Genomic DNA, 22,433 nt, shown 5'->3' with positions numbered 1-22,433 from the left:
TGATCCTGTTATAAGCTGTTTAATTAGTATTCGTTTGGGGTAACAAAGCACTAACAGTAAAAAGGCCAACCAGTATTTACCGGTTGGCCCTTTTGATAATATGTTGCAAGCAGTTTTACAAACTAATCCATGGACCATAGCCATTGGCTTTTGTCCAGGTACGTTGAATCAGGTTATCGCTGGGGCCTTTAGCAAAGATATCCATAGACAGGGAATCCGGAGAAGCCACAGCTGGCGCTGAATAAATATTGTTACCAATACGATTCCAGTCGTTCCAGTTGCCAGCAACAGACCAATTGGTAGTGATAAGCTGATGGTTACTTCCCTGTGCGAAAACATCAATATTATTGTATCCTCTGGCAACGCCTGTAGGTGCGGAATAAATAGCGCCACCCAGATTCTGCCAAACAGTTTGATCGCTTTCTTTTGTCCAGATACCCTGGAGCATACCATTTTTATTGTCGCGGGCATACATTTCTATATGGTTGGGATAGCGGGAAACACTAGTAGGGGTAGAATACACTGAAGTGGCAAAATTCTGCCAGTTATACCATACTCCTGCATCATTGTAAATGGTTTGCAAAACATCATTGGTACCTCTGGCTAGGATAGTCAGGTGGTCTGCTCCCCTGGAGGCTACATTGGGGGCTGATGCAATAGACCCTCCCTTATTACCCCACTGGCTCCAACCCTGGCCTGCGCTCCAGGTTGTATAGATGACATTATTATTTGCTCCTCTTGCAACAACAACAATATCATTTTCATCACGGGAGGTAGCTGAAGGGTCTGATGTAAGTGTTCCTCCCAGATCGTTCCAGGCAGACCAGCCAGTACCTGGGGTATAGATCTTTTCCAGTAAGGTGTTGGTTTTACTTCTCAGGAACAAGTGAAGTTCTTTAGTGCCTTTTCTATAAGTAGCAGTTGGAACATTGTAAACACCTGGTGTATTGCCGTAAAATTGGTTTAAAGCAATAACGTCATTCGGATTAAACGGATGATCTTCATTATTCAGACAGGCCGACATCCAACTGAAACCTGCACCACTGGTAGCAGTTCCTTCAATTTTAATGATCTCTACTGTATTGTTATCAGCTTTGGCTACCTGTTTATAAGTACAATTGTAAGGATTGTCTACATAGCTGGTATGTCTTAATCCAATTGCATGGCCAATTTCATGCGCAATCAGCGTAGCCAGCTTTTTTTCATCTGCAGTGGCACCTATTTTAGCTACATCCAGGATAATCGGACTGGAGGGATTACGGGAAACATCAGGATAAGCACGCGTAGATGACAGTAGGCCACCTAATTGACCATCTTTAATTTCAATATCCGCAGTTCCTGCCGTCGCTACTTTTTTAAAAGTAATAGTCAGGTTCAGGGCATTATATCTCGCAATAGCAATATCCAGCGCATTGGCGTAAGCGGTTGGCAGGCCCGTTGCAGAAACACTGATTACACGAGGTAATGCGTTCAGGGTATAAGATAATTTGTATTGGTCTGCGTCTGCGATAGACAATACCGTATATCCGTGAACGTTGTCAAGATCTTTATCTGTTAAAAAAAGATCGCCCTCCACAAGATATCCCCCATCCCGTTTTACTGCGTTCAGGGTGTCAAAACCCAGTGCATTGATTTTACCATTAATAGCCACTGATATTATATTGGGGTCTACCGGAGGCGTTGAGTCTTTCTTTTTACAGGCCGACAAAGAAACGGCGCCCGCAGCAACGCAGGCGAAGAGTTTAGCATAGAAATTCATAGTTGAGATATTTTCTTTTGACAATCTAAATGATTAAGGGATATGTGTTAAGTATAGGAACAGGTTATTGGTCCGGTAGTTAACAATGTCATCAAAAGTAAGAGAAAAAAGACAGGGAAAAAAATACTGGATCTATTGAGGGCTTCTTCGCTCCATTATTGCTTTCTCCTGTCTGAAATCAACTTATCTACATGGGGGAGATGATAATTTTATGCTGCCATTATGGTTCAAACAGGAAAGAAGCCTTCCCATTTTTTACTGCTATCCGTAAGGGCTCTCCCTGCAAACTTTCATTCTGCATTCTGTCCAGGGCGGTTACCACATATGTATATGATTTGCCCTTAACATAGGATACATCTTTATATACCGGATCAGGCATCTGTTCCAGTATAGTGAGAATTTTCGTAGGGTCGCTGACGTTAATCGCCTCATTTTGCTCAAACCTATAAAGTACATACTGTTTGGTATGACCGCTGGTATCATCATCAGCCCAGTGTATTTCCAGTCCTCCGGGACGCTCAAAAGCATCAATAAAATAAGGCGCCTCCGGCGTTTCTTTAGGCAACCACGACATAATAGGCCGTAATGCCGGATATTTATATACCCCATTCCGCAACAAGGTTTCCAGTCCCAGTGGATTACCCCGGAAGGATGCTGCACTATAAAAAATACTTCCCTGGATGGTGTTGAGGGTTCTGGCTTCTTCTACCTGTGCCGGTATTTCATTCGGATTCTTCCAGGCGGCATTGCTATTGATACGGTATACCCCATGTCCAATATATACCTGCCGGCCATATCCATGCTGGCTCCACCAGTTCAGCAATATTTCATAGTCTGCCAGGCGGTGTCCCCGCTCCCAATACAGCTGAGGGGCAACATAATCAATCCAGCCATTTTTTAACCACTTCAGGATATCGGCGTATAAGTCGTCGTAGTTGGTTTGTCCTCCTTTGGTATAAGACCCTTCCGGATCCTTATCCTTATTCCGCCACACACCAAAAGGACTGATACCAAATTTCACCCATGGCTTTTCTGCCTTAATAGCAACACTCAATTGCTGTATAATCGCATCCACATTAGCCCGGCGCCAATCATCCTTCATTACATTTTTACCATATAGCCGGTAAGAGCTGTTGTCCGGAAATTCTTTCCCTGGTGCACGATATGGATAGAAGTAGTCATCGAAATGTACTGCATCGATATCATAACGTTTTACCACATCGCGGATAACCGCAGTTACATAATCGCGTACTTCCGGAATACCCGGATCAAAATATTTTTTGCCATCGTAGGTAAGAAACCATTGTGGTTTAAGGCGGGAAATGTGGTTGGCCGCAATACTGCTGCGGCTTACATTAAATACCGCACGATATGGATTAAACCAGGCGTGGAACTCCATCCCCCGTTTATGTGTTTCTTCCACCATGAATTGCAGTGGATCATAATATGGATTGGGCGCTTGTCCCTGTACACCCGTGAGGTACTCTGACCAGGGTTCGTAAGAGGATTGATAGAAAGCATCTGTTGCAGGACGTACCTGCACTACTACGGCGTTCATGCCATTGCGCTGCTGCTGATCCAGTATAGCAATAAACTCTTGTTTTTGTTGCTCTGTACTCAATCCACGCCTGGAAGGCCAGTCAATATTTTCAACAGTGGCGATCCAAACGGCTCTTAATTCGCGTTTGGGCGGCAACTGCGCCCCTGCCTGCTGTGCAAGAATGATACATACAAAGATACCTGCTATAAATTGCTTCAACATCTGCCTTACTTTTAACCGTAAGATGCGAAAATAGCAAAAACCGGGGCTGATAGGATACAAATATGTGATTCTTATGAAGATAGATACTATTCTTTTTCAATCTTCACCTTCATAACCGGGGCTTTATAGTCGTTGCCAAGGTATTCCGGAGGCACGGTACTGGTATTCCCATCCCTGTGCGCAATAAAGTGTGGCGACATAATCTCCACGCCGGCAGCATTAAAGTGGTCAATAATATTTCGATGCAGGTCTGAATAAATCACCGCCATTTTATGCGAATGATCTGTATATACGTTGATTTCATAGGCAATGGCAAAATCATCGAGGCTTGTTTGCAACACAAAAGGTGATTTATCTTTCAAAACGCCATCCGTAGCAAGGGCAGCGGCTATCAGCATTTCATGTACCTGTTTCCAGGGAACATCATAGCCAATAGTGACAGTAGTGTGCAGAATCAGGCCGAGATCTTTACTGGAAGTAGTAAAATTAATTGTATGGCCGTTTAAGATGCTGGCATTGGGAACCGTGATCTCCTCATTTTTTATAGTGCGTAACCGTGTTACCAGCAGGTTCTTTTCGATCACATCCCCGGTGATGTCCCCTATTTTTACCCGGTCACCGATCTTAAAAGGACGCATATACGTAATTACAAAGCCCGCTATCACATTGGATATGGCGGAAGAAGAACCGAGTGAGAAGAGAATGCCGAGAAAAACGGATACCCCCTGGAATATTTTTGAATCCGATCCCGGCAAGTAAGGAAACACCACTACAAACATAAATGCATATAGCAGAAATTTGATGCCGGTAGCGGTAGGCCTTGCCCAGTCGGCGTAGAAACCATTAATAGTAAGATTGCCTACAGCAATTTCTTCTGCCAGGTAATTCACCAGTTTCACCAGGTAACGGGTAATAAAGTATATCACCAGTATAGTGAGTAATTTAGGGAGATAATGAACAAAGCTCAGAACAATGGATTTAACCGGAGATAGTGTCCAGTCGATGAGCTTATCCGCAATGCCTTTGGTCCAGGGGAATATGCTGAACACAAATGGCAGGGTGATATAGAAGATAAACAGGATGAGGATGATCCGGGCAATCCGTAACGCGGTAAGCACGATCCCGATTTGTTTCTGCTGGTTCAGCAGGGCATATTCCTTCACTTTCACGCCTTTAAAATACAGGTCTTTTTGCCTGACGGCTTTGGTTCGCAAGCGTTTAAACAAGCGATTGATGCCATATACGATGGTAGAAAACACGACGATGATTAACAGCAGCCAGGCGATGCGGATCAATATACTTTGCAGGCTGGTATCTTTCTTTTGCTTTATCAGTGCGGTTTTAACAGCGTCGGCATACTGCTGCGCCACCATTAATTTATCCTGGTTCAGCCAGAGGGCGTCGTCATCGGTAACACTGAGCAGTACCAGATCATTATAGGCGACGTCTATATTGTTTTCATTGGGTATAGGGCGAATGGAATCTGCTGTGAAAAAGGGATCACTGGCTAACTGCGCCAGCTTATGGTCAATATTTTGCGCGCGGTCGCTGGGTTGCAGCGGCCCCAGTTTATTGTAAACATAAAAGAGGGTATCGCCAAATGGAACAACCGGAATACCGGTGTGCGTGGCTTTCAGTTGATTGATGCGCTGTAGGTTCGCAACTTTTTTCAGGGAGTCGGCTTGTTCAATTGCATGGAGCTTTTCCTGCAATTCTTTTTTCTGCTGGTCATTGCTTAGGAGCAGTTGTTGCTGCAATTCTTTTTTCCGGGCTTCGTCTGCTTTTTGGAGGGAGTCATTTTCCCGGAGCAGCCGGGTTGTCAATACCAGTTGCGAGTCTGCCGCCGAATCCCGGGAAGCCTTACTGCTATCGGTTTGCGCATTGGTTTGCAAGGTAATACCCGCCAACAGGGTAGCGTAGAAAAGGGTAAAAACAATTCTCATTCCCGAAGCTTTTATTTAAAGTACGGAAAATTTGCCTGGCACTGCTGTTAGCGGCATGAAAAATTTATAAAGACGGAAAAACGGATAGCCGTAGTTATACCTTTCTTTTGGTATACTGGCTGTAATCCGGCAGGCTGGCCTCATATTCTTCGTGCATCAATGGAGAGGTGAGCAAAAAGTCTGCAGAAGACCGATTCATCGCCATCGGAATATTCCAAACCACGCCCAAACGAAGCAGGGCCTTGATATCCGGATCATGTGGCAAAGCTTCCATAGGATCCCAGAAGAAAATGATGACATCCAGCTCGCCTGTAGCTACCAGTGCACCAATTTGCTGATCGCCGCCCAGGGGGCCACTCAGCAACTTTCTGACGGATATATCCAGCGCCTGCTCTATCAGCATCCCGGTGGTACCGGTGGCGTATAGTTCATGGCGGCTTAAAACCGTTTTATTATAAACGGCCCATTCAATGAGCTCCGCCTTTTTATGATCGTGTGCAATGAGTGCGATCCGCTTACGTGCTTTTAATACTTTCGTGGTTTGCATATCTGTTACAAAAGTAATAAGTGGCAGCAATAAATGGAATGTGGATTTTTTTAATGTTTATCGTTGGTGTCCAGTGTAGCCAGATCACGGTCAAAAATGTACAGTCCGCCCTTATCCTCTCCTATCAGCTTTAATTTGTCGAGAATATGCCGGGCAAGGCGCTCCTCTTCGATCTGCTCCGTTACATACCATTGTAAAAAGTTATGCGTGGCATAATCTTTTTCGCTGAGGCACATGTCCACGAGGTTATTAATTTCTTTTGATACCGCCAGCTCATGGCTAAATACCTGCTCAAAAATCTCATGGATGTTTTTGAATTTCACGGTAGGCTGCTTCAGCGCAGGCACCAGGCCGTGTCCGCCGCGTTCATTGACAAATTTCAGCAGTTTCAGCATGTGCGTACGCTCTTCGTCTGAGTGCCGGTAAAGGAACTGGGCTATACCATTGTAGCCTTCGACTTCAGACCAGGAGGCCATCGCCAGGTAATATTGGGAAGAGGCAGCTTCCATTTCCACCTGCTGGTTCAATGCCGCCTGAATTTTCGGGGAAAGTTCTTTTAATAACATGACAAAAAAATTGTATAATTATAAAGAAGATGCCAGGGAATGTGGGGTATCACTAATGCCTATAAGCAAATTGTTATTTTCAATAGCAAACGGTGAGATCTGTCCCGAAAGTCTGCCTGAAAAATGTTACCTTTGCATTAGTAAATTAGGATAAAATGATTAAAACAGGAAATCCAATCATCAGCATATATACGGAAATGACGCCTAACCCGGAAACGATGAAGTTTGTGGCAAACAAACTCCTGTATCCTGGTAAAAGCATTGATTTCCCGGATGAAGCCAGCGCTAAACCATCGCCATTGGCCATTGAGTTGTTTAGCTTCCCTTTTATCAGAGGGGTATTTATCATGGCTAACTTTATTACGCTTACCAAAACCAGCGAAACTGACTGGAACGATATAATTCCTACGGTAAAAGCCTTCCTGAAAGAATACCTGGAAGACTCCCGCCCTGTTATCAACGAAGATGAGGTAGTAATCACTAAAGATACTGCCAGCAATGAAGTGAGCGCAGACGATACAGATGTGGTAAAACGTATCAAGGAATTACTTGAAAACTATGTGAAACCAGCTGTTGAAATGGATGGCGGCGCCATTCAGTTCAAAGATTATGAAAACGGCACGGTTACACTGATGTTACAGGGTTCCTGCTCAGGCTGTCCCTCTTCCATGATTACGCTCAAAGCCGGTATTGAAGGCATGATGAAGCGTATGATCCCTGAAGTAAAGGAAGTGGTGGCAGAAGCAGAATAAGCCATAGTTGAGTGAATGATAGTGTTAAACGAAAGCACAGTCTTTATGGCTGTGCTTTTTTTTAATGGTTAGCCTGCAGCCTTTAGTGTTGCCAGGCCTTTTTTATTATTAAAACCAGAATGCCAGCATGAAGTTTTTAGTGTTATTAGCCGGTATTGCAGTGACGATACAACCGGCATGGGCCCAGGGCAAGAAAAGAGTGGACAGTACAAGCGCCGTTATTACCTACGGCTTTGGCAGCAACGGCAAAGCCGTTCCTGGCAATGAGCTGCAATTGTTTATCGATCAGCAACGCGCACACATCATTGCAGGTAAAGGCAAACAAAAGGAACAGCAATACCTGCAATTGCAGGAACAAGCCAGCCTGCAGGTGTTAAGCCTTCCTAACAATGAAGTATACACGCTGAAAAAGAACTTTAGCGAATACGCCACACCGGAGCTCCTCCCCGATACGGCTACCATACTGGGATATGTGTGTAAGAAAGCAAAACTGTTTATTCGCTCCAACACCATTGAAGTGTGGTATACTAATGCACTGGCGCTGAAAGGCACGCCCAATATCACTATTGCTCCTGGCCTGGGGCTGGTACTCAGAATGGTGCGGAATGGCAACAGTGAAACCATTGCAAAGAAAATTACCTATCGTAAAATTACCCCGGAAGAACTGGCCTGGCCTTCCAATACCGGTACCCTGGTTGACGATGCAGCCTATATGCGGCAGGTAATCGACAGCCGTTACACTACCTTCCCCGTGTTTAACCAGGAGCAGATAAGCTGGGGAAATAACCAGCCTAATCCCACCGGGGAACAAATGAACCAAACCTATCATTACGCAGGCGGCACCGTAATACTGAAAAAAGTATCGCTGCCGGCTATAAAGAAAGGAGAAACCCTTTTCGCAGAGCTGACCCAATATTCCAATGGAGATGCGTACGACAGAACCGGTTCCGTATTTATGATTCCCGCAGATAAAGCCACGTCTTTCCTGGATGGGTTGCAAAAAGGCGTACAGGCGTTACCGTTGTTTACTGCCAATAACGGGAATAACTACCACGGAATGGTAGCCACGGACAACTATTTACCAACACTGGAAATACTACGTTTCTTCACACCATTCGGCGTACGCCAGTTTAATAACCAGGTGAAAATAGCCGGTTACAACTGGGCGGATTCCGTTATCTATAAACAGGATATTACCGAGCTACACAACCGCCTGCAGGGTGATGTATGGCTGGGAGTATATATTGGCAACTACGATAAAGGAGGTCATAAAGTAAGTCTTAGCCTTAAATATTATCCAGGTGATCCGGAAGATGAAAACCGCCCTGCTCCCAACTGGATCTACCCGGTTTTCAATACTACCAACTTAATGGAAATGGCCGGACAGGAATACGCGACCCTGTTTGATAAAGACTCATTGAAAGTACGTGTAAATATTCCGGAAGGACTTAAAAATGTACAATTGCGCTTCCTTACTACCGGCCATGGCGGCTGGGGCGGCGGCGATGAATTCAATCCTAAACAGAACGAGATTTTTGTAGACGGCAAACGTGTATACCACTTCATTCCATGGCGTACCGATTGTGCTACTTATCGCCTTTCTAATCCGGCTTCCGGCAATTTCGGAAATGGCTTGTCTTCTTCAGACCTGAGTCGTTCTAACTGGTGCCCGGGTACGCTTACATCGCCGGTAATTATTTCACTGCCGGATATTACGCCGGGTTGGCATACCATCCAGGTGGCTATTCCGCAAGGCAAGCCGGAAGGTACCAGTCAGAGCTTCTGGAATGTGTCTGGTACACTGATAGGAGAAAAGAAATAACGGTTTGTACATCGTTGTTGTGGTATAGATCCACAACAACGATGTACGAAATCTGGAAATATTTATCCACTTTCGCACCATGAATGATTTATACCAGGGCTTTTTAGAAGGACTGCATCAGATGACCCTACTGGAAGGAATCGCTGTATTTTTTGCTGTGCTGTCGGTCATCTTCCAAAAAAATAATAACATACTGGTATATCCTACCGGTATTATCAGCACTGGTATTTACACCTGGCTCTTATCACAGGAGCATTTCAAGCTTTATGCTGATGCCACCCTGAATGCATACTACCTGATTATGAGTATATATGGCTGGATATATTGGGCAAAGAAAGGCCCTGCTGAACCGGCTACACCAGTTACGCGCAGTAACCGCAGGGAGTTGTATACAGCTATTATTATTGCACTTGGTGGCTGGGGAATTTTTTATTTCCTGCTAAGTCATTTCTCCGATTCCAATGTGCCGGTAATGGATGCTTTTGTTTCCTCCAGTGCCTGTGCTGGCATGTGGTTGTTAGCCAAGCGGAAGCTGGAGAACTGGATATTGCTGAACATCTCCAACCTGGTGGCTATACCGTTGTTGATATATAAGCACCTGTATCTGACTGCTTCTCTGACCATCTTTTTATTTATCATTGCTGTATTCGGATATTACGACTGGAAGGCGATTGTGCAGCAAAAAGAAACATCTGATAAATGAAGAAAGTAGTTGTTATAGGACCTGAATCTACAGGAAAGAGTACGCTCAGTGAAAAGCTTGCGGCCCACTTTAACACCGTGTGGACGCCGGAATATGCCCGGGAATACATTGATCAGCTGGATCGTCCGTATGAGCAAGCGGATTTGCTGGAAATAGCTGCCGGACAATTGGCGCTGGAGCGGCAGCAGGCCGGGAAAGCCAACAGGGTGCTCATTTGCGACACGGATCTATACGTGATAAAAGTATGGAGTGAGCATAAATACGGTAACTGTGATCCGCGCATTTTAAAGCAGTTGGCTCAACAGCATTGCGACCTATATTTACTGACTTATATTGATTTGCCCTGGGAAGAAGATCCGCAAAGAGAATACCCTGATCCGGCCATGCGTAGCTATTTCTACCAGGTTTATAAAGACATTGTTACTGCCTCCGGTGTTCCATGGTTGGAAATCAAAGGAACTTACGAGGAGCGCGAAGCCCTTGCCATAGCAGGTGTACAGGCATTGCTGCAATAGGTGATTTTATTTTGTGCCCACTACCAGTTCCATAATATCCGGATCCGGCGCCAGGTTGCGCATTTGTATCAGGATTTTTCGTTGACGATAACTGGTAATCCGGGCAGGCGGATTAATCGTGTATTTAATCGGGTTAGGTAAGCAGGCAGCGATCATGGCAGCCTCTTCACGGTTAAGACTGGCCGCATTTTTATTGTAATTGGCCTGGGCGGCGGCTTCTACGCCAAATATGCCCTCTCCCATTTCAGCTACGTTGAGATATACTTCAAGAATGCGTTGTTTCCCCCAAATCTTCTCAATCATAAACGTGAAATATACCTCCAGCCCTTTGCGGAACCAGCTACGGCCCTGCCACAGGAATACGTTTTTAGCAACCTGCTGACTGATAGTGCTGGCACCTTTTATCTTTTTACTTTGTTGGTTATGCTTCATGGCTTTTTCGATAGACTTAAAGTCGAAGCCATTGTGATCGGTGAAGAGCTGATCTTCACTGGCAATTACAGCGAGCTTGGCATGTTGTGATATTTCATCATAGCTCACCCATGTTTTGTGCAGTTTTTTATCTGTGCCCCAGAGGCTGAACCAGCTGGCGATTTCAGTAATGGTAATAGGCGGATTCACCCATTTCAACAGGATGATATAAATAAATTGTGCAACAATTAAAACCAGTAGTACCCTCTTCAATCTCCTCCACGTTCTGGGAACAATGCCTTTTAAATTCATCGCGTAGGTTTAGAAAAATCGGGACGAAAGGTAGGCTAAAAAGCTGAAAGTGAAACACAATCATTAACTTTATATATGCTATTAAACGTACACCCAGATAACCCGAATCCGCGCCATTTAAAAACAATCATCGAATGTCTGAAGGATGGAGGGATTATTATATACCCCACTGATACGGTATATGGTTTGGGCTGTGATATTACGCAACACAAAGCCATAGAGCGGATAGCGCGGATTAAACAGATAGATCCCAAAAAAGCAAACTTCTCTTTTATCTGTTATGATCTCAGTCATTTATCTGACTACGCTAAAAGTGTGGATACGCCTGTATTCAGGATGCTGAAAAAAGCATTGCCGGGACCATATACATTTATTTTGCCCGCCAGCCGGATGGTGCCAAAGTTGTTAAAAACAAAGAAAGATACGGTAGGTATCAGGGTGCCGGATAATAATATTTGCCGCACCATTGTGAAGGAGCTGGACAATCCGCTGATGAGTACTACCCTTCCAATAGATCACTACGTGGAAGAGTATACGGACCCGGAAATTATTTATGAGAAGTTCGGAAAACAGGTGGACATCGTGATAGATGGTGGTCCTGGTGGAATGGGTTTTTCAACGGTAGTAGATTGCACCGGACCAGAACCGGTGCTGATTCGTGAAGGAATTGGCAGTTTTGAAGAAATCTCCTGATAAAATTTTTTTATGAAAAGGCGAGGATGGATATGGATGACAGGACTTTTGTTGACCGGTTACGCAGCCGGCGCGCAAACCTTTGCCCTGAAGCCGGTGAAGTTATTGCCGCCTCCCAAACCCGCTCATATTCCTCCTGCTCCTCCGCCGGTTTATCCTGTTTACAGGCTTTCTCCGGATGCTTATTACCAACAACATTTCGGTTTTTTTTGTAAAAAGGAATGGGTTTGGCAAAAGAGTACCGGGCTGCCTGTAAAACTCCGTTTAGGCAACTATTCTTACACACAACAACTCGAAGGGAAACATTAAAATCTTTTACTATATTGATGTTGGCCGGTAAAAATTGACTAAGTCAAGTAAATATATTTGCCTATAGCAAATATATTTTTCGGGAGATAAATACCTTTGGAAGATGCTAAAAATGCGGTTAGCGACCGGGGAGAAGAGTCGTTTGGCGCTAACGAAAAAGAGGTGGCCCGGTATTACCGAACCACCTCTTTGCTGCTTTTTAAAAGCGATTATTTTATACCCAGTTTCTTAGCTACATCTGCAGGCAACGCTTTTTTGTTTACCATGAAGCAGGTGGTTTTATAAGCGAAGTAAGGTTCAGAAGCGTAGAAGTATCCGGATCCTGGATTATCAGTACCCCAGGAGTTTTTCACACGGAAGTATTTGTTGCCATTCTGATCTTTTACCAGGCCTACAATGTGCATACCGTGATCGTCCTGTGTTTCAAAATTATCAAATGCCTGCTGACGCAGTTCCGGAGTGATGGTTTTTTCTTTACCAGGCTCTAGGAAAGCGTTTCTTCTTTCTTCAGCTGACATATCGGCCCAGTCTTTTTCCGGAACAATAGCCAGTCCATCTTTAAAGTTGAAACCTTTTTCGCTTACATCGGCAGCCCATGCAATGGTGTAACCATTCAGGATCGCATTTTCGGCGATGTTGGTAAAGTCATTCAGGTTTACGTTGTATACTTTCTCCCAATTCCAGTTGTCCGGTACTTCCAGAACAAACTGTGAATTGTAAGGATGATGTGTAAAAGAAGAAATCAGCACATAGTCGTCAGCATTGAGCCCCAGCTCTTTAGCAAAAGACTGCGGCGTGTAGCTTTTACCGTTATACTGGAATTTTTCAGGTGCTTCTCCCATATAGGCATTCAGTACACCATCAAATGCTTTGCTCCAGTTAGGGTTGATAGTGCCGTTGGCATTGCCTATTTTATTGACCATACCTTCCAGGAGGCTTTCCATTTCAGCATGGTTATACATTTTGTCTTTGTTACCATCGTATACGCTCTGTGGAACCAGGCCGTATTCACGGAGGCACAACAGATCATCCGGGAATCCACCACCTTCACCGAAGTTGGCTTTACCGTGCATGCGTACATAATTAGCTGCTTTCAACGGATACATTTTACGTACCACAAACATTTCACTGAGATTCAGCCCCTTGTTTTTACCGTTACGCAGTAATTCTGATTCAAAAAAGGACAAACCGGAGAAAGACCAGCAAGTACCGGTGCGTCCCTGATTTTGTACATCTCCTGCATCCAGGTTTTTAACTACTGTGAACTGGTATTTACTTCCCTCCACATTGGTACTGTTTTGTGCAAATGCGCCTACGCTGCAAAGCATGGCTGCACACATCATCCATTTCTTCATGAGTGTAAAATGATAAGTTTTAAAAACAAGGACCAAAAATAAGGGAAAGCAGGTATTTGACCGGCGAAAAGATGGATGAACGGAGCTTGCTACAGCTTTCGGGGGAATTGGTGCTATCTTTCCTGGTATTGATCCCGGGTAATCTCCCACTCCCAAAGATCTTCTCCTTCTTTATTTTTTATTGTTCCCACAAATCGCATTCCTGCTTTTTGTAATATTTTAACGGAAGCATTGTATTCTTCTTCTGTATGGGCAATAACGCGCTTTACGTAAGAGTGTCCGAATGCAAAGCGTATCAGGGCTTCGGCCATTTCGGTGCCTAATCCCTGTTCCCGGTAGTCAGCGGTAATTTCATACCCCATCTCTACGAGGCCCTCATCATTGGGTTTGCCTTTAAAGCCACCGGCCCCAATAAGACGCTGGTCTGCGCGATGCACAACGAGATAAAAGAACCAGCCCAGCATGGCCGGATCATTCCGTAACTTATCATATGCTACCAGGACCATCTCCGGATACTCGGTCCACCCTTCCTGTATAGAAATACCAAGCAGGTCGGCCAGGTGATCGTTGCCCTGTAATAGCAATTCGAAATGCTCCAGTGAGCACGGCAACAATTGTAGTCGAGGTGTTTGGATCATGTTTGAAAACTAGTAAACTGTTTTGGGAAATACAAGTATGCCAGCACTTACCATTAGTCATTAGCATTAAAATAGCTTTTAGCCATTAGCTTTTAGCTTTTAGGAAATGTAGCGGATAGTTTTCGCTGCATTTCCTAAAAGCTAAAAGCTAATGGCTAAAAGCTGTATTAGTGCGCCTCCAGCCAGTTATTACCAGTACCCAGTTCCGCTTCTACCGGAACAGATAATGGTAAGGCATTGCGCATAAGATCTAATATAAGGGGTTTAATCATCTCTAATTCTGAACGATGGGCATCAAATACCAATTCATCATGTACCTGCAACAGCATACGGGACTTGAAGTTCCGTTCTTTAAAGGCTTTATGAATGGATATCATGGCCAGCTTAATCATGTCGGCCGCCGTACCCTGAATAGGCATGTTGATGGCGTTCCGCTCTGCAAAACCACGTACTACCGCATTGGATGAATTGATGTCTTTTAACCATCTTTTCCTCCCCAATAACGTTTGTACATAACCGTTTTCCTGCGCAAACTTCACCTGGTCTTCCATGTATTGCTTAATAGACGGATACTGTGCGAAATAATTATCGATCAGTGTTTTCGCCTCCGCACGCGGAATTCCCAGGTTTTCTGATAACCCAAAAGCACTCACGCCGTAAATGATACCGAAGTTTACGCTTTTCGCATTACGACGCATGTCTGACGTAACTGCATCCAACGCTACATTGTATACTTTGGCCGCTGTGGCGGTGTGGATATCTATCCCATTCTGAAAAGCAGCAGACATCTCTTTATCTCCACTGATAGCCGCAATAATACGTAGCTCTATCTGTGAATAGTCGGCAGACAGTAACACGTATTCCTCGTTGCGCGGAATAAAGGCCTTGCGAATTTCACGGCCCCTGTCTGTACGAATAGGAATGTTTTGCAGGTTGGGATTATTGGAGCTTAAGCGCCCGGTCACAGCTACCGCCTGGTTATAGGAAGTATGTACCCGGTTAGTCCGCTTGTTAAGCAATAACGGTAACGAATCTACGTAGGTAGATTTCAACTTACTCAGCTCCCTGAAAATGAGGATATCCTCTACAATTTTATGTTTGTTGGAAAGTTTTTGCAGCACGTCTTCGCCGGTAGCATACTGGCCGGTACGTGTTTTTTTGGCTTTAGGATCCAGTTGTAATTTTTCAAATAATACTTCTCCCAACTGTTTGGGAGATGCCAGTTTGAAACGTACGCCCGCCTGTTCATATACACTTTCTTCTGCCCGCTTGATTTCTGTTTCCAGTTCTTTCGAATAGTCAGCCAGTGCAAGGGTATCGAGGGCGATACCTTCGTACTCCATATCCGTGAGTACCGGTACCAGCGGATTTTCTATATCGTAAAATACTTTGTCCACCCCTTTTTCAGGCAGCATGGGCAAAAATTTGTCTTTTAACTGGAGTGTAACATCGGCATCTTCCGCAGCATATTCTTTAATCTTTTCTATTTCCACATCCCGCATATTGCCTTGTCCCTTTCCTTTTTTACCAATGAGGGTTTCTATGGAAACCGGTTCGTAGCCGAGGTATTGGGCACTTAACACGTCCATGCTCCGGCGGCCTTCGGGCTCAATCAGGTAATGCGCCAGCATGGTATCAAACACCGTGGTGGTAATATCTACACCATACCATTTCAGGATCAGCATATCATACTTCACATTTTGTCCTACCAACACAATGCTTTTATGCTGAAACAACGGGATAAATTCATGAATAATGGCACGGGCAGCGGCCTGGTCGGCCGGTAAAGGAATGTAGTAGGCCTCTCCCTTTTTAAAGGCGAAACTCATACCTACGATCTCCGCTTCATTGGCATCGGTACCGGTGGTTTCCGTATCAAAAGACACTTCCTTCTGCTGTAACAATTGTTGCAGTAAAGCGGCTCTCTTTTCGGCGGTATCTATTACATCGTACTGGTGGGGCGTGTTATGAATATTTTTATCCGCCATCAGGATGTTGCCTGTTTCAATCACTTCAGTAGTGATCGTAACTTCTTCTGTTATAATAGCGGTTCCAAACAGGTCTGTTTGCACGACCTTTGGTTTGGCTTCAGCAGCGCTACTACCGCCAAATCCATCTCCCAAAATCCTTTTACCAAGGGTTTTAAACTCCAGTTCCGTAAAGATGCTGGTCAGTTTTTCTTTATCACAGTCGGTAATGCAGAAATCTTCTTCGTGGAAAGTTACCGGTACATCGGTAATGATGGTGGCCAGTTCTTTCGACAGGATAGCAGCTTCGCGGCCGGCTTTGATTTTCTCGCCCATTTTCCCGCCAATATTATCGGCGTTTTCCAGTATGTTTTCTAAAGAATGATACTGGGCCAGGAGTTTCATGGCTGTTTTTTCACCGATACCGGCAATTCCGGGAATGTTATCAACAGCATCTCCCATGAGGCCGAGGATATCAATGACCTGATGTACATCCTGGATCTGCCATTTTTCACAAACCTCTTTAGGGCCCATGATTTCCTCTTTGTTGCCCATGTACGGCGGTTTGTAGATAAATACATTATCTCTAACCAATTGTCCGTAATCTTTATCCGGGGTTACCATGTATACTGTATATCCTGCATCGGCGGCCTGCCAGGCCAGGGTACCAATTACATCATCCGCTTCATAACCATCCAGCTCTACTACCGGGATATTAAATCCTTCAATGATGCGCTTAATATCGGGTAATGCATCGAGCAGGTCTTCCGGAGCATCCTGACGATTGGCTTTATAATCCGTGTAGGTAGTATGTCGCTCTGTAGGTGCGTGCGTGTCAAACGCAACGGCTATATGAGTAGGTTTTTCTTTATTGATGAGATCCAGTAAAGTAGTGGTAAATCCAAACTGCGCATTGGTATTCCGACCCGCGCTGGTGATGCGGGGATTCCTGATAAGGGCGTAATAAGCCCTGTATATCAGCGCCATGGCGTCCAGTAAAAATAATTTCTTTTCCATCGCTAAACCTACAAGATTTAATTTTAATCTGCAAAATTAAGATAGTACCACAATATACGGTGAGGGTGTAACTTTAGCACAGAAAAAAAGAAAGGAATGAATAAAATTTATTATTTGTCGACCTGCAGTACCTGCAAAAAAATATTGGAAGAAACGGATGCCAAAGCGCGTGGATTTGTTTTACAGGATATCAAGAAAGACAAAATTACCCCTGCGCAAATCGACGAAATGCATGCATTGTCTGGCAGTTATGAGTCGCTGTTTAGTCGCAGGTCCCAGCAGTACCGCCCTATGGGTTTACACGAGAAAGAGTTAAAAGAATCGGATTATCGCGATTTGATTTTACAGGAATATTCTTTTTTGAAACGTCCGGTGGCTATTGTAGGAGATAAAATTTTTATAGGAGCAGAAGTAAAAAATATTTAGGAAGATGATCATTATTTTTTCCCGCAGTAGCAATACCGCAGCGGGTTTTGCGAATTTTGAATTTGCACTGCAGCAAATGAATCAATAATGATATCATCCTTATGCCAACTAAGAGGAGGCTGTCTGTTTTAATTACAGGCAGCCTCTTTTCGTATTGGTTAAAGGGATTGTACAAATTCCTGCACTACTTTTTTATACTGGAACATGTCCTGGTCGTGATGAAAAGAACGGAACGGAAAGCGGGATGCTGCTTCCAGTGCTGTTTTCAGGTTGAATTGTTCTTGCGGAAGCGAATAAAAATATCCTTTTTCCATCAGGTATTCACCCAGGTATACCTGTTCAGATTGCCCGGGGGTAGGAATAAGAATTGCTTTTTTATTCAGTTTCGCGAGATCCATGAGGGTAGTATAACCAGAGCGGCTTAACACCATATCGGATGCCAGCATGGCTTCATTCAATTCGCTTGCATTCAGGTGGTTTACCTGTTTTACGCCGGGAGCTATCTGTTCATGTTGTGGCGTACCGGGTTTGCCACTTACTATCAAAGCAGTGATTTGCAGGGACTTAATCTGATCCAGGATCATTTTTTCCAGGTTAGAACGTTGTGGTTCAGGTCCGGAGATCAGTACCAGCAGATCGTATTTCTTTTCCACATTGTTGCGGGGCTCAAAGCGGCTCAGGCAGCCAATGTAGGTGGTATGTGGCGGTAATTGGGCCGGGTGTGCGAGTTCACCGGAAAGGTGGTTGTCGCCCGCAAAATCCGGGATCCAACAGGCGCTGTATTTGTTAATAAAACGATAATTTATTTTTTGCAGGGTCCGCTCTATCCATCCGCCGAAAGGTGTTTTTATCAGTAGTTGGTGGGTGATAAAAACGGTGGGAATCTTTTTATGATACAACCCGAAGCGATTGTCGGAAATCACTGCATTTATTTGATACTCAGCGACTATCTTTTTTAGCCAGCGTTGTTCATACTGTATAGCCCGGTAAATTTTGGGGATTTGCTGAATAATTTTCAGCCCAAAGAACTTTCCTTTTTGCGCGTATTGAATACGATAACCCGGCAGCGGAAGTACGGTCAGTTGCGGAAATTCCTGCTGTAACAAGGCAGCATGCTTACCTTCTGCCGCAATAAATACCTGACAACCTGCGTTTAGCATCTCATGGATCAAGGGAATATCTCGGGTGGCGTGGCCAAGGCCCCAATCAAGGGGAACTACAAGAATTTTTCGGTCGGTTCGGATTGTGGACAAATAATTTAATATTTTTTACGAATTTAGCTTAAATTACAAAAGGGGATTGTTAAGAAACAGTAAACTCTTTTAGACAGGATTTTAATCACAGCTAAGTATATTAAACTGCAGTATGAAAAGTATAAAATGGATGGTGATCATTTTTCTTTGTGGAAGTTTAGCAATGGAGGGGTGTAAAGTTTTTAAGAAGAACGATTGCGGATGTCCCACCATGAATAAAAAAAGAATGCACTGATAGCGATCTGTTTGACAACTAACGAAGACTTTAGCAACGACTGACAACAAACAATTTTACCTTATCTTTTGAGATTATCCTTGATACCTGGCCAAACAATATTTCGGGGAACAGTCAAATTTTTTATTCATGAAACCTGTAGATAGAGATTTACTAATCCTGCTACATGAAGATAGGTACACGGAGCAGCAGATACAATCTGCGGTGAGACAAATCAGCGAAATGCTTTCGTTGATTGAAACGATGGATTATCTCTGTGCAGTTATGGAAGTTATGGATTGTAACAAAAGCCGTATTACCAGCAAACGATCTGTGCTGGAAAAAGCAATTTCACGTAAGTCACATAAGCCTTTCGAATTTATTATTCACAAGAACTAGTAGCTTTACCTCTACAAAATTCCCGTTATAATAGTTTTGACCCGCAGTCTTATCTGTCCGACTTGCTTTTTTAAATTCTTGTTGTAAGTTCGCCATCAATTAAATCTAATTTACTGATGGCAGATTTTTCACACCTGCAGGATTTTCTGTATCCTGTTTCTAAAGCTTTTCTCAACGATGACCAGGAATATGACCCATTCCAGGTTGGCGGTGTGATAGATGTGTATGAAGACAATCACCAGCCAGACATAGATGAAGCTGATATCATTTTATTAGGTGTTGGAGAAGAAAGGGGAAGCACTTCCGGCAAATCCGCTACCGGCGGACCTGACGCCATACGCCGTGAATTTTACCGGTTATATAACTGGCACCGTAATATTAAGTTGGCTGATGTAGGTAACCTGCAATCCGGCGCCTTCCTGGCAGATGCATATGCCGCCATGAAAACAGTATTGGCAGAGCTATTGGCGGCGAATAAAACCGTAATTATTTTAGGAGGATCGCATGATCTTACTTATGCACAATATAAAGCTTACGCTTCCCAGCAATTAATTATTGAGGCTACCGTAGCGGATGCCCTGATTGATCTGAAAGAAGACTCCAACGTGCGCAGTGAACGTTTTTTAATGGATATTCTAACAGAACAACCCAATTATCTCCGCCATTACAACCACCTTGGTTTTCAAAGCTATTTCGTACATCCCCGCATGTTAGAAACGTTGGATAAATTACGTTTTGATTGCTATCGCCTGGGACGTATCCGGGAGAATATGGAAGAGGCAGAACCGGTATTGCGACACTCTGATTTATTCAGCCTGGATATTAACATTATCAGGCATACAGATGCGCCAGCCAATCAGCTTTCCCCTAATGGATTTAGCGGCGAAGAAGCCTGCTCCCTGGCTCGTTACGCTGGTATGAGCAGTCGCCTCTCCTCTTTCGGTATTTACGGATATCGCCCCGAGAAGGATAAGGAACAACTGACAGCGCGACAAATAGCCCAAATGCTCTGGTACTTTATGGATGGACGTGCGGTGAAAAATAAAGAAGCGCTGCTGGAAGACAGAGACGCTTTCTGGGAATTTCATATAGCCTTTTCCGATATAGAAACCGTATTTCTGAAAAGTAAAAAAACAGGCCGCTGGTGGATGCAATTACCCGACCGGGAATTTGTTCCCTGTGCTTATAACGATTATCTCATGGCCAGCAACAATGAAATGCCAGAGAGATGGTTGCGGCACCAGGAAAGACTCTAGTAAATTAAGCATAAAGCATAAAGCACAAAGCAAAAAGCTATTGAAGCGAGTGATTAACGCGTAGAACCACTCTTATGATCCGCGTTAATCACTCGCTTCAATAGCTTTTTGCTTTGTGCTTTATGCTTTATGCGCTATATCGCAAGTAATGTTAACAGACGAGCTTTCAGGAAAGCAGCTTTGTTATCAGTAGAAATCATATCATCGTCGAGGCCTTCCATCGTGCGTTTATGCATCTTTTCCACGCGTTCATCTATCTTCTTAAAATACTCTTCTTTTTTCTCTTCCCAGGCGCCTTGTTCGGCTTGTAGCTGTTGCTGCCGGCCGGGTGCCAGGTTGGAATAGAGGTTTTGCAGGGTGTGATTTAACAGGCTATCCAGCTGTTTGTAATAAATCACTGCACAGTTGTACATAGTATGGCTATTGCCGAGGCACTGCTGGTAACGGTTTTCAAGTGTGTCCAGTGCTGATTGCCGGGTTTGCGAATATGCTTCGGTGCACAGGAAAACCAATAGGAATAGGATTAGGTTTCGCATAGGTACTGTGTGAACAGTAAATATACGAAATTTATATTATATAAAATGGCCGGATTATTAGTGATCCTCTTTATCGCCAATAGAGCCGGTGCATACCTCTCCTTGCGGGAGTCCGTTGAGCCATGCCCTGAGAGCATCTGTTCGCTGGTGAGTAAGTTCAGCCAGGTAGTTGGCTTTGCACATAGGAAACACGCTACCATAACTTTTGGCAGATGCCGGATACATGGCTTTTACCTGTGCATCCCGGAACTGTATCCACAAACGCTGTGCGTCTTTCAGGTTTTGAATAAACGTTTTGTTGGCGGCATAATCTTTCAGAATAAGCTGATAAATTTCATTCAGCTTTTTATCTGCATCTTTATATTCCTGTGCCGCTTGTTTATTCAGCTCACCCTGGGATTGCGAGAATGCAGCGAAGCCTCCGGTCATCATCAATAGCAGGAAAATTAAAAGTGATTTCATATGCTAAGGTTTGAAGAATTTAAATGCATATACCATGGGTAGTTTTTCTTCCAGTCCCCGGATGTAGAAACGTCCCTCCTTCTCTACCGTGTTAGGAAAACAATTATAAGGAGAATAATTGAACTCCTGAAATACCTGTAGCTGCAGTCCCCGGGCAAGTAATGCCGTAATGATGTCACTCAGTGGGTGGTTCCAGGAATAAGACTTGTTTCTAATATTGCTGCTACGGTCGGTATAAGTGCCGGTCGTTTCTTCTATGATTGTTTCTGTATTGAAGTAATCGTAGGCAATTTTTTGAAACTGATCATCCAACATCCACAATACCGGGTGGAAATCGACCATAATAAAATCACCTCCGGGCTTCAGAAAGTGATTGATCACTGTTGCCCATTTATCCAGGTCAGGGAGCCATCCAATAGTGCCGTAAGACGTAAATACGCGGTCAAATGAGCCCGTTAAATGCGCCGGTGCGCTATAGAGATCACAGCAAATAAAACGAGCGTTGTTTTCCAGTTGTAATTGCTTTGTAAGAGCATTGGCCTGTTGTATAGCGGCATCTGAAAGGTCTATGCCGGTAACGTTGGCTCCCATTCTGGCCAGCGAAAGGCTATCCTGCCCAAAGTGGCATTGCAGGTGTAAGATGTTTTGCCCACTTACGTTTCCCAGCAGCTGCAACTCTATTTCTTTTAAGGAAGTATTGCCATTCAGGAAGCCGGGAACATCGTAAAAATCAGAAGTAACATGTACGCCCGTACGTTTATTCCAGAGCTCTTTATTCGTTGACAGATAGTCTTCAGAAATTTCCATGCCTGTTCA

General features: G+C 44.1%; 22 protein-coding genes. 9 read left to right on the top strand and 13 right to left on the bottom strand.

Annotation, left to right across the window (positions count from 1 at the left end; all coding sequences use genetic code 11):
* Positions 1-115 precede the first annotated feature (115 nt).
* The 5 genes from J7623_RS00330 to J7623_RS00310 form a co-directional block, all read right to left on the bottom strand.
* Positions 116-1,759, bottom strand: coding sequence for a M57 family metalloprotease (locus tag J7623_RS00330; RefSeq protein WP_291915843.1), 1,644 nt, complete (start codon positions 1,757-1,759; stop codon positions 116-118).
* 220 nt (positions 1,760-1,979) lie between these two features.
* On the bottom strand, positions 1,980-3,521 hold the full coding sequence (locus tag J7623_RS00325; protein ID WP_291915842.1) for a family 10 glycosylhydrolase: 1,542 nt from the start codon (positions 3,519-3,521) through the stop codon (positions 1,980-1,982).
* A gap of 86 nt (positions 3,522-3,607) precedes the next feature.
* A complete protein-coding gene (locus J7623_RS00320; protein WP_291915839.1) occupies positions 3,608-5,464 on the bottom strand; it encodes a mechanosensitive ion channel family protein in 1,857 nt (618 codons plus the stop codon).
* Between the two features lie 94 nt (positions 5,465-5,558).
* Positions 5,559-6,011: a methylglyoxal synthase gene (locus J7623_RS00315; RefSeq protein WP_291915837.1), complete on the bottom strand. Its 453-nt coding sequence runs from the start codon at positions 6,009-6,011 to the stop codon at positions 5,559-5,561.
* A 50-nt stretch (positions 6,012-6,061) separates the two neighbouring features.
* The gene (locus J7623_RS00310) at positions 6,062-6,577 is read right to left on the bottom strand and encodes a ferritin (protein ID WP_291915834.1); all 516 of its coding nucleotides are present in this window, start codon (positions 6,575-6,577) and stop codon (positions 6,062-6,064) included.
* Positions 6,578-6,732: 155 nt separating this feature from the next.
* Between J7623_RS00310 and J7623_RS00305 the strand changes: the two genes are divergently transcribed.
* From J7623_RS00305 to J7623_RS00290, 4 genes are all read left to right on the top strand, one after another.
* Positions 6,733-7,329 carry a NifU family protein gene (locus J7623_RS00305; protein WP_291915832.1) on the top strand — a complete coding sequence of 199 codons (597 nt, stop codon included), beginning with the start codon at positions 6,733-6,735 and terminating at the stop codon, positions 7,327-7,329.
* 127 nt (positions 7,330-7,456) lie between these two features.
* Positions 7,457-9,151, top strand: coding sequence for a PNGase F N-terminal domain-containing protein (locus tag J7623_RS00300; RefSeq protein WP_291915829.1), 1,695 nt, complete (start codon positions 7,457-7,459; stop codon positions 9,149-9,151).
* A gap of 79 nt (positions 9,152-9,230) precedes the next feature.
* Positions 9,231-9,854: a nicotinamide riboside transporter PnuC gene (gene pnuC, locus J7623_RS00295; protein WP_291915826.1), complete on the top strand. Its 624-nt coding sequence runs from the start codon at positions 9,231-9,233 to the stop codon at positions 9,852-9,854.
* Positions 9,851-10,369 carry an ATP-binding protein gene (locus tag J7623_RS00290; RefSeq protein WP_291915824.1) on the top strand — a complete coding sequence of 173 codons (519 nt, stop codon included), beginning with the start codon at positions 9,851-9,853 and terminating at the stop codon, positions 10,367-10,369. Before pnuC ends, J7623_RS00290 begins: the two co-directional genes overlap by 4 nt.
* Positions 10,370-10,375: 6 nt before the next feature.
* Here the strand turns inward: J7623_RS00290 and mtgA are convergent, their stop codons facing one another.
* Positions 10,376-11,092, bottom strand: a complete 717-nt coding sequence (gene mtgA / locus J7623_RS00285; RefSeq protein WP_291915821.1) for a monofunctional biosynthetic peptidoglycan transglycosylase — start codon at positions 11,090-11,092, stop codon at positions 10,376-10,378.
* 75 nt (positions 11,093-11,167) lie between these two features.
* Here mtgA and J7623_RS00280 point away from each other — a divergent pair, with 75 nt between their 5' ends.
* Positions 11,168-11,785 carry an L-threonylcarbamoyladenylate synthase gene (locus J7623_RS00280; RefSeq protein ID WP_291915818.1) on the top strand — a complete coding sequence of 206 codons (618 nt, stop codon included), beginning with the start codon at positions 11,168-11,170 and terminating at the stop codon, positions 11,783-11,785.
* 12 nt (positions 11,786-11,797) lie between these two features.
* Positions 11,798-12,094, top strand: coding sequence for a hypothetical protein (locus J7623_RS00275; RefSeq protein WP_291915815.1), 297 nt, complete (start codon positions 11,798-11,800; stop codon positions 12,092-12,094).
* Between the two features lie 209 nt (positions 12,095-12,303).
* On the opposite strand, the gene J7623_RS00270 is transcribed toward J7623_RS00275, so the two are convergent.
* The 3 genes from J7623_RS00270 to polA form a co-directional block, all read right to left on the bottom strand.
* Complete coding sequence (locus J7623_RS00270) at positions 12,304-13,449, bottom strand: C1 family peptidase (protein WP_291915813.1); 1,146 nt, start codon at positions 13,447-13,449, stop codon at positions 12,304-12,306.
* A gap of 113 nt (positions 13,450-13,562) precedes the next feature.
* The gene (locus J7623_RS00265) at positions 13,563-14,087 is read right to left on the bottom strand and encodes a GNAT family N-acetyltransferase (protein ID WP_291915810.1); all 525 of its coding nucleotides are present in this window, start codon (positions 14,085-14,087) and stop codon (positions 13,563-13,565) included.
* Positions 14,088-14,254: 167 nt separating this feature from the next.
* Positions 14,255-17,071 carry a DNA polymerase I gene (polA, locus tag J7623_RS00260; protein WP_291915808.1) on the bottom strand — a complete coding sequence of 939 codons (2,817 nt, stop codon included), beginning with the start codon at positions 17,069-17,071 and terminating at the stop codon, positions 14,255-14,257.
* Positions 17,072-17,167: 96 nt separating this feature from the next.
* Between polA and J7623_RS00255 the strand changes: the two genes are divergently transcribed.
* Entirely contained in the window at positions 17,168-17,497 is a 330-nt protein-coding gene (locus J7623_RS00255; protein ID WP_291915805.1) for an ArsC/Spx/MgsR family protein, read from the top strand.
* Between the two features lie 158 nt (positions 17,498-17,655).
* On the opposite strand, the gene J7623_RS00250 is transcribed toward J7623_RS00255, so the two are convergent.
* Positions 17,656-18,657 (bottom strand): glycosyltransferase, encoded by a 1,002-nt coding sequence (locus J7623_RS00250; RefSeq protein WP_291915801.1) that lies wholly within the window; start codon positions 18,655-18,657, stop codon positions 17,656-17,658.
* A 457-nt stretch (positions 18,658-19,114) separates the two neighbouring features.
* Here J7623_RS00250 and J7623_RS00245 point away from each other — a divergent pair, with 457 nt between their 5' ends.
* Together J7623_RS00245 and J7623_RS00240 are read left to right on the top strand one after the other, a co-directional pair.
* Complete coding sequence (locus J7623_RS00245; protein ID WP_089764628.1) at positions 19,115-19,363, top strand: hypothetical protein; 249 nt, start codon at positions 19,115-19,117, stop codon at positions 19,361-19,363.
* Positions 19,364-19,479: 116 nt separating this feature from the next.
* A complete protein-coding gene (locus J7623_RS00240; RefSeq protein ID WP_291915796.1) occupies positions 19,480-20,619 on the top strand; it encodes a formimidoylglutamase in 1,140 nt (379 codons plus the stop codon).
* A gap of 134 nt (positions 20,620-20,753) precedes the next feature.
* Here the strand turns inward: J7623_RS00240 and J7623_RS00235 are convergent, their stop codons facing one another.
* Genes J7623_RS00235 through J7623_RS00225 form a run of 3 tightly spaced genes read right to left on the bottom strand, consistent with a single transcriptional unit; the run spans position 20,754 to position 22,424 of the window.
* Positions 20,754-21,155 carry a lysozyme inhibitor LprI family protein gene (locus J7623_RS00235; protein WP_291915794.1) on the bottom strand — a complete coding sequence of 134 codons (402 nt, stop codon included), beginning with the start codon at positions 21,153-21,155 and terminating at the stop codon, positions 20,754-20,756.
* 57 nt (positions 21,156-21,212) lie between these two features.
* Positions 21,213-21,617, bottom strand: coding sequence for a lysozyme inhibitor LprI family protein (locus tag J7623_RS00230; protein WP_291915793.1), 405 nt, complete (start codon positions 21,615-21,617; stop codon positions 21,213-21,215).
* Between the two features lie 3 nt (positions 21,618-21,620).
* Complete coding sequence (locus J7623_RS00225; RefSeq protein WP_291915791.1) at positions 21,621-22,424, bottom strand: class I SAM-dependent methyltransferase; 804 nt, start codon at positions 22,422-22,424, stop codon at positions 21,621-21,623.
* Between the last annotated feature and the right edge of the window lie 9 nt (positions 22,425-22,433).

The organism is Chitinophaga sp. (assembly GCF_017745275.1).
In the GTDB taxonomy this organism is placed as follows: Bacteria; Bacteroidota; Bacteroidia; order Chitinophagales; family Chitinophagaceae; genus Chitinophaga.
This window is presented reverse-complemented; position numbering and strand designations above follow the sequence as displayed.

Bases quoted from the DNA above. Each gene is read 5' to 3' on its own strand.
- mtgA (WP_291915821.1), bottom strand. From the start codon at position 11,092: ATGAATTTAAAAGGCATTGTTCCCAGAACGTGGAGGAGATTGAAGAGG.
- J7623_RS00265 (WP_291915810.1), bottom strand. From the start codon at position 14,087: ATGATCCAAACACCTCGACTACAATTGTTGCCGTGCTCACTGGAGCAT.
- J7623_RS00290 (WP_291915824.1), top strand. From the start codon at position 9,851: ATGAAGAAAGTAGTTGTTATAGGACCTGAATCTACAGGAAAGAGTACG.
- J7623_RS00300 (WP_291915829.1), top strand. From the start codon at position 7,457: ATGAAGTTTTTAGTGTTATTAGCCGGTATTGCAGTGACGATACAACCG.
- J7623_RS00255 (WP_291915805.1), top strand. From the start codon at position 17,168: ATGAATAAAATTTATTATTTGTCGACCTGCAGTACCTGCAAAAAAATA.
- polA (WP_291915808.1), bottom strand. From the start codon at position 17,071: ATGGAAAAGAAATTATTTTTACTGGACGCCATGGCGCTGATATACAGG.
- J7623_RS00270 (WP_291915813.1), bottom strand. From the start codon at position 13,449: ATGAAGAAATGGATGATGTGTGCAGCCATGCTTTGCAGCGTAGGCGCA.
- J7623_RS00245 (WP_089764628.1), top strand. From the start codon at position 19,115: ATGAAACCTGTAGATAGAGATTTACTAATCCTGCTACATGAAGATAGG.
- J7623_RS00315 (WP_291915837.1), bottom strand. From the start codon at position 6,011: ATGCAAACCACGAAAGTATTAAAAGCACGTAAGCGGATCGCACTCATT.
- J7623_RS00325 (WP_291915842.1), bottom strand. From the start codon at position 3,521: ATGTTGAAGCAATTTATAGCAGGTATCTTTGTATGTATCATTCTTGCA.
- J7623_RS00320 (WP_291915839.1), bottom strand. From the start codon at position 5,464: ATGAGAATTGTTTTTACCCTTTTCTACGCTACCCTGTTGGCGGGTATT.
- J7623_RS00230 (WP_291915793.1), bottom strand. From the start codon at position 21,617: ATGAAATCACTTTTAATTTTCCTGCTATTGATGATGACCGGAGGCTTC.
- J7623_RS00280 (WP_291915818.1), top strand. From the start codon at position 11,168: ATGCTATTAAACGTACACCCAGATAACCCGAATCCGCGCCATTTAAAA.
- J7623_RS00275 (WP_291915815.1), top strand. From the start codon at position 11,798: ATGAAAAGGCGAGGATGGATATGGATGACAGGACTTTTGTTGACCGGT.
- J7623_RS00310 (WP_291915834.1), bottom strand. From the start codon at position 6,577: ATGTTATTAAAAGAACTTTCCCCGAAAATTCAGGCGGCATTGAACCAG.
- J7623_RS00330 (WP_291915843.1), bottom strand. From the start codon at position 1,759: ATGAATTTCTATGCTAAACTCTTCGCCTGCGTTGCTGCGGGCGCCGTT.
- J7623_RS00235 (WP_291915794.1), bottom strand. From the start codon at position 21,155: ATGCGAAACCTAATCCTATTCCTATTGGTTTTCCTGTGCACCGAAGCA.
- J7623_RS00240 (WP_291915796.1), top strand. From the start codon at position 19,480: ATGGCAGATTTTTCACACCTGCAGGATTTTCTGTATCCTGTTTCTAAA.
- J7623_RS00305 (WP_291915832.1), top strand. From the start codon at position 6,733: ATGATTAAAACAGGAAATCCAATCATCAGCATATATACGGAAATGACG.
- pnuC (WP_291915826.1), top strand. From the start codon at position 9,231: ATGAATGATTTATACCAGGGCTTTTTAGAAGGACTGCATCAGATGACC.
- J7623_RS00250 (WP_291915801.1), bottom strand. From the start codon at position 18,657: ATGCTAAACGCAGGTTGTCAGGTATTTATTGCGGCAGAAGGTAAGCAT.
- J7623_RS00225 (WP_291915791.1), bottom strand. From the start codon at position 22,424: ATGGAAATTTCTGAAGACTATCTGTCAACGAATAAAGAGCTCTGGAAT.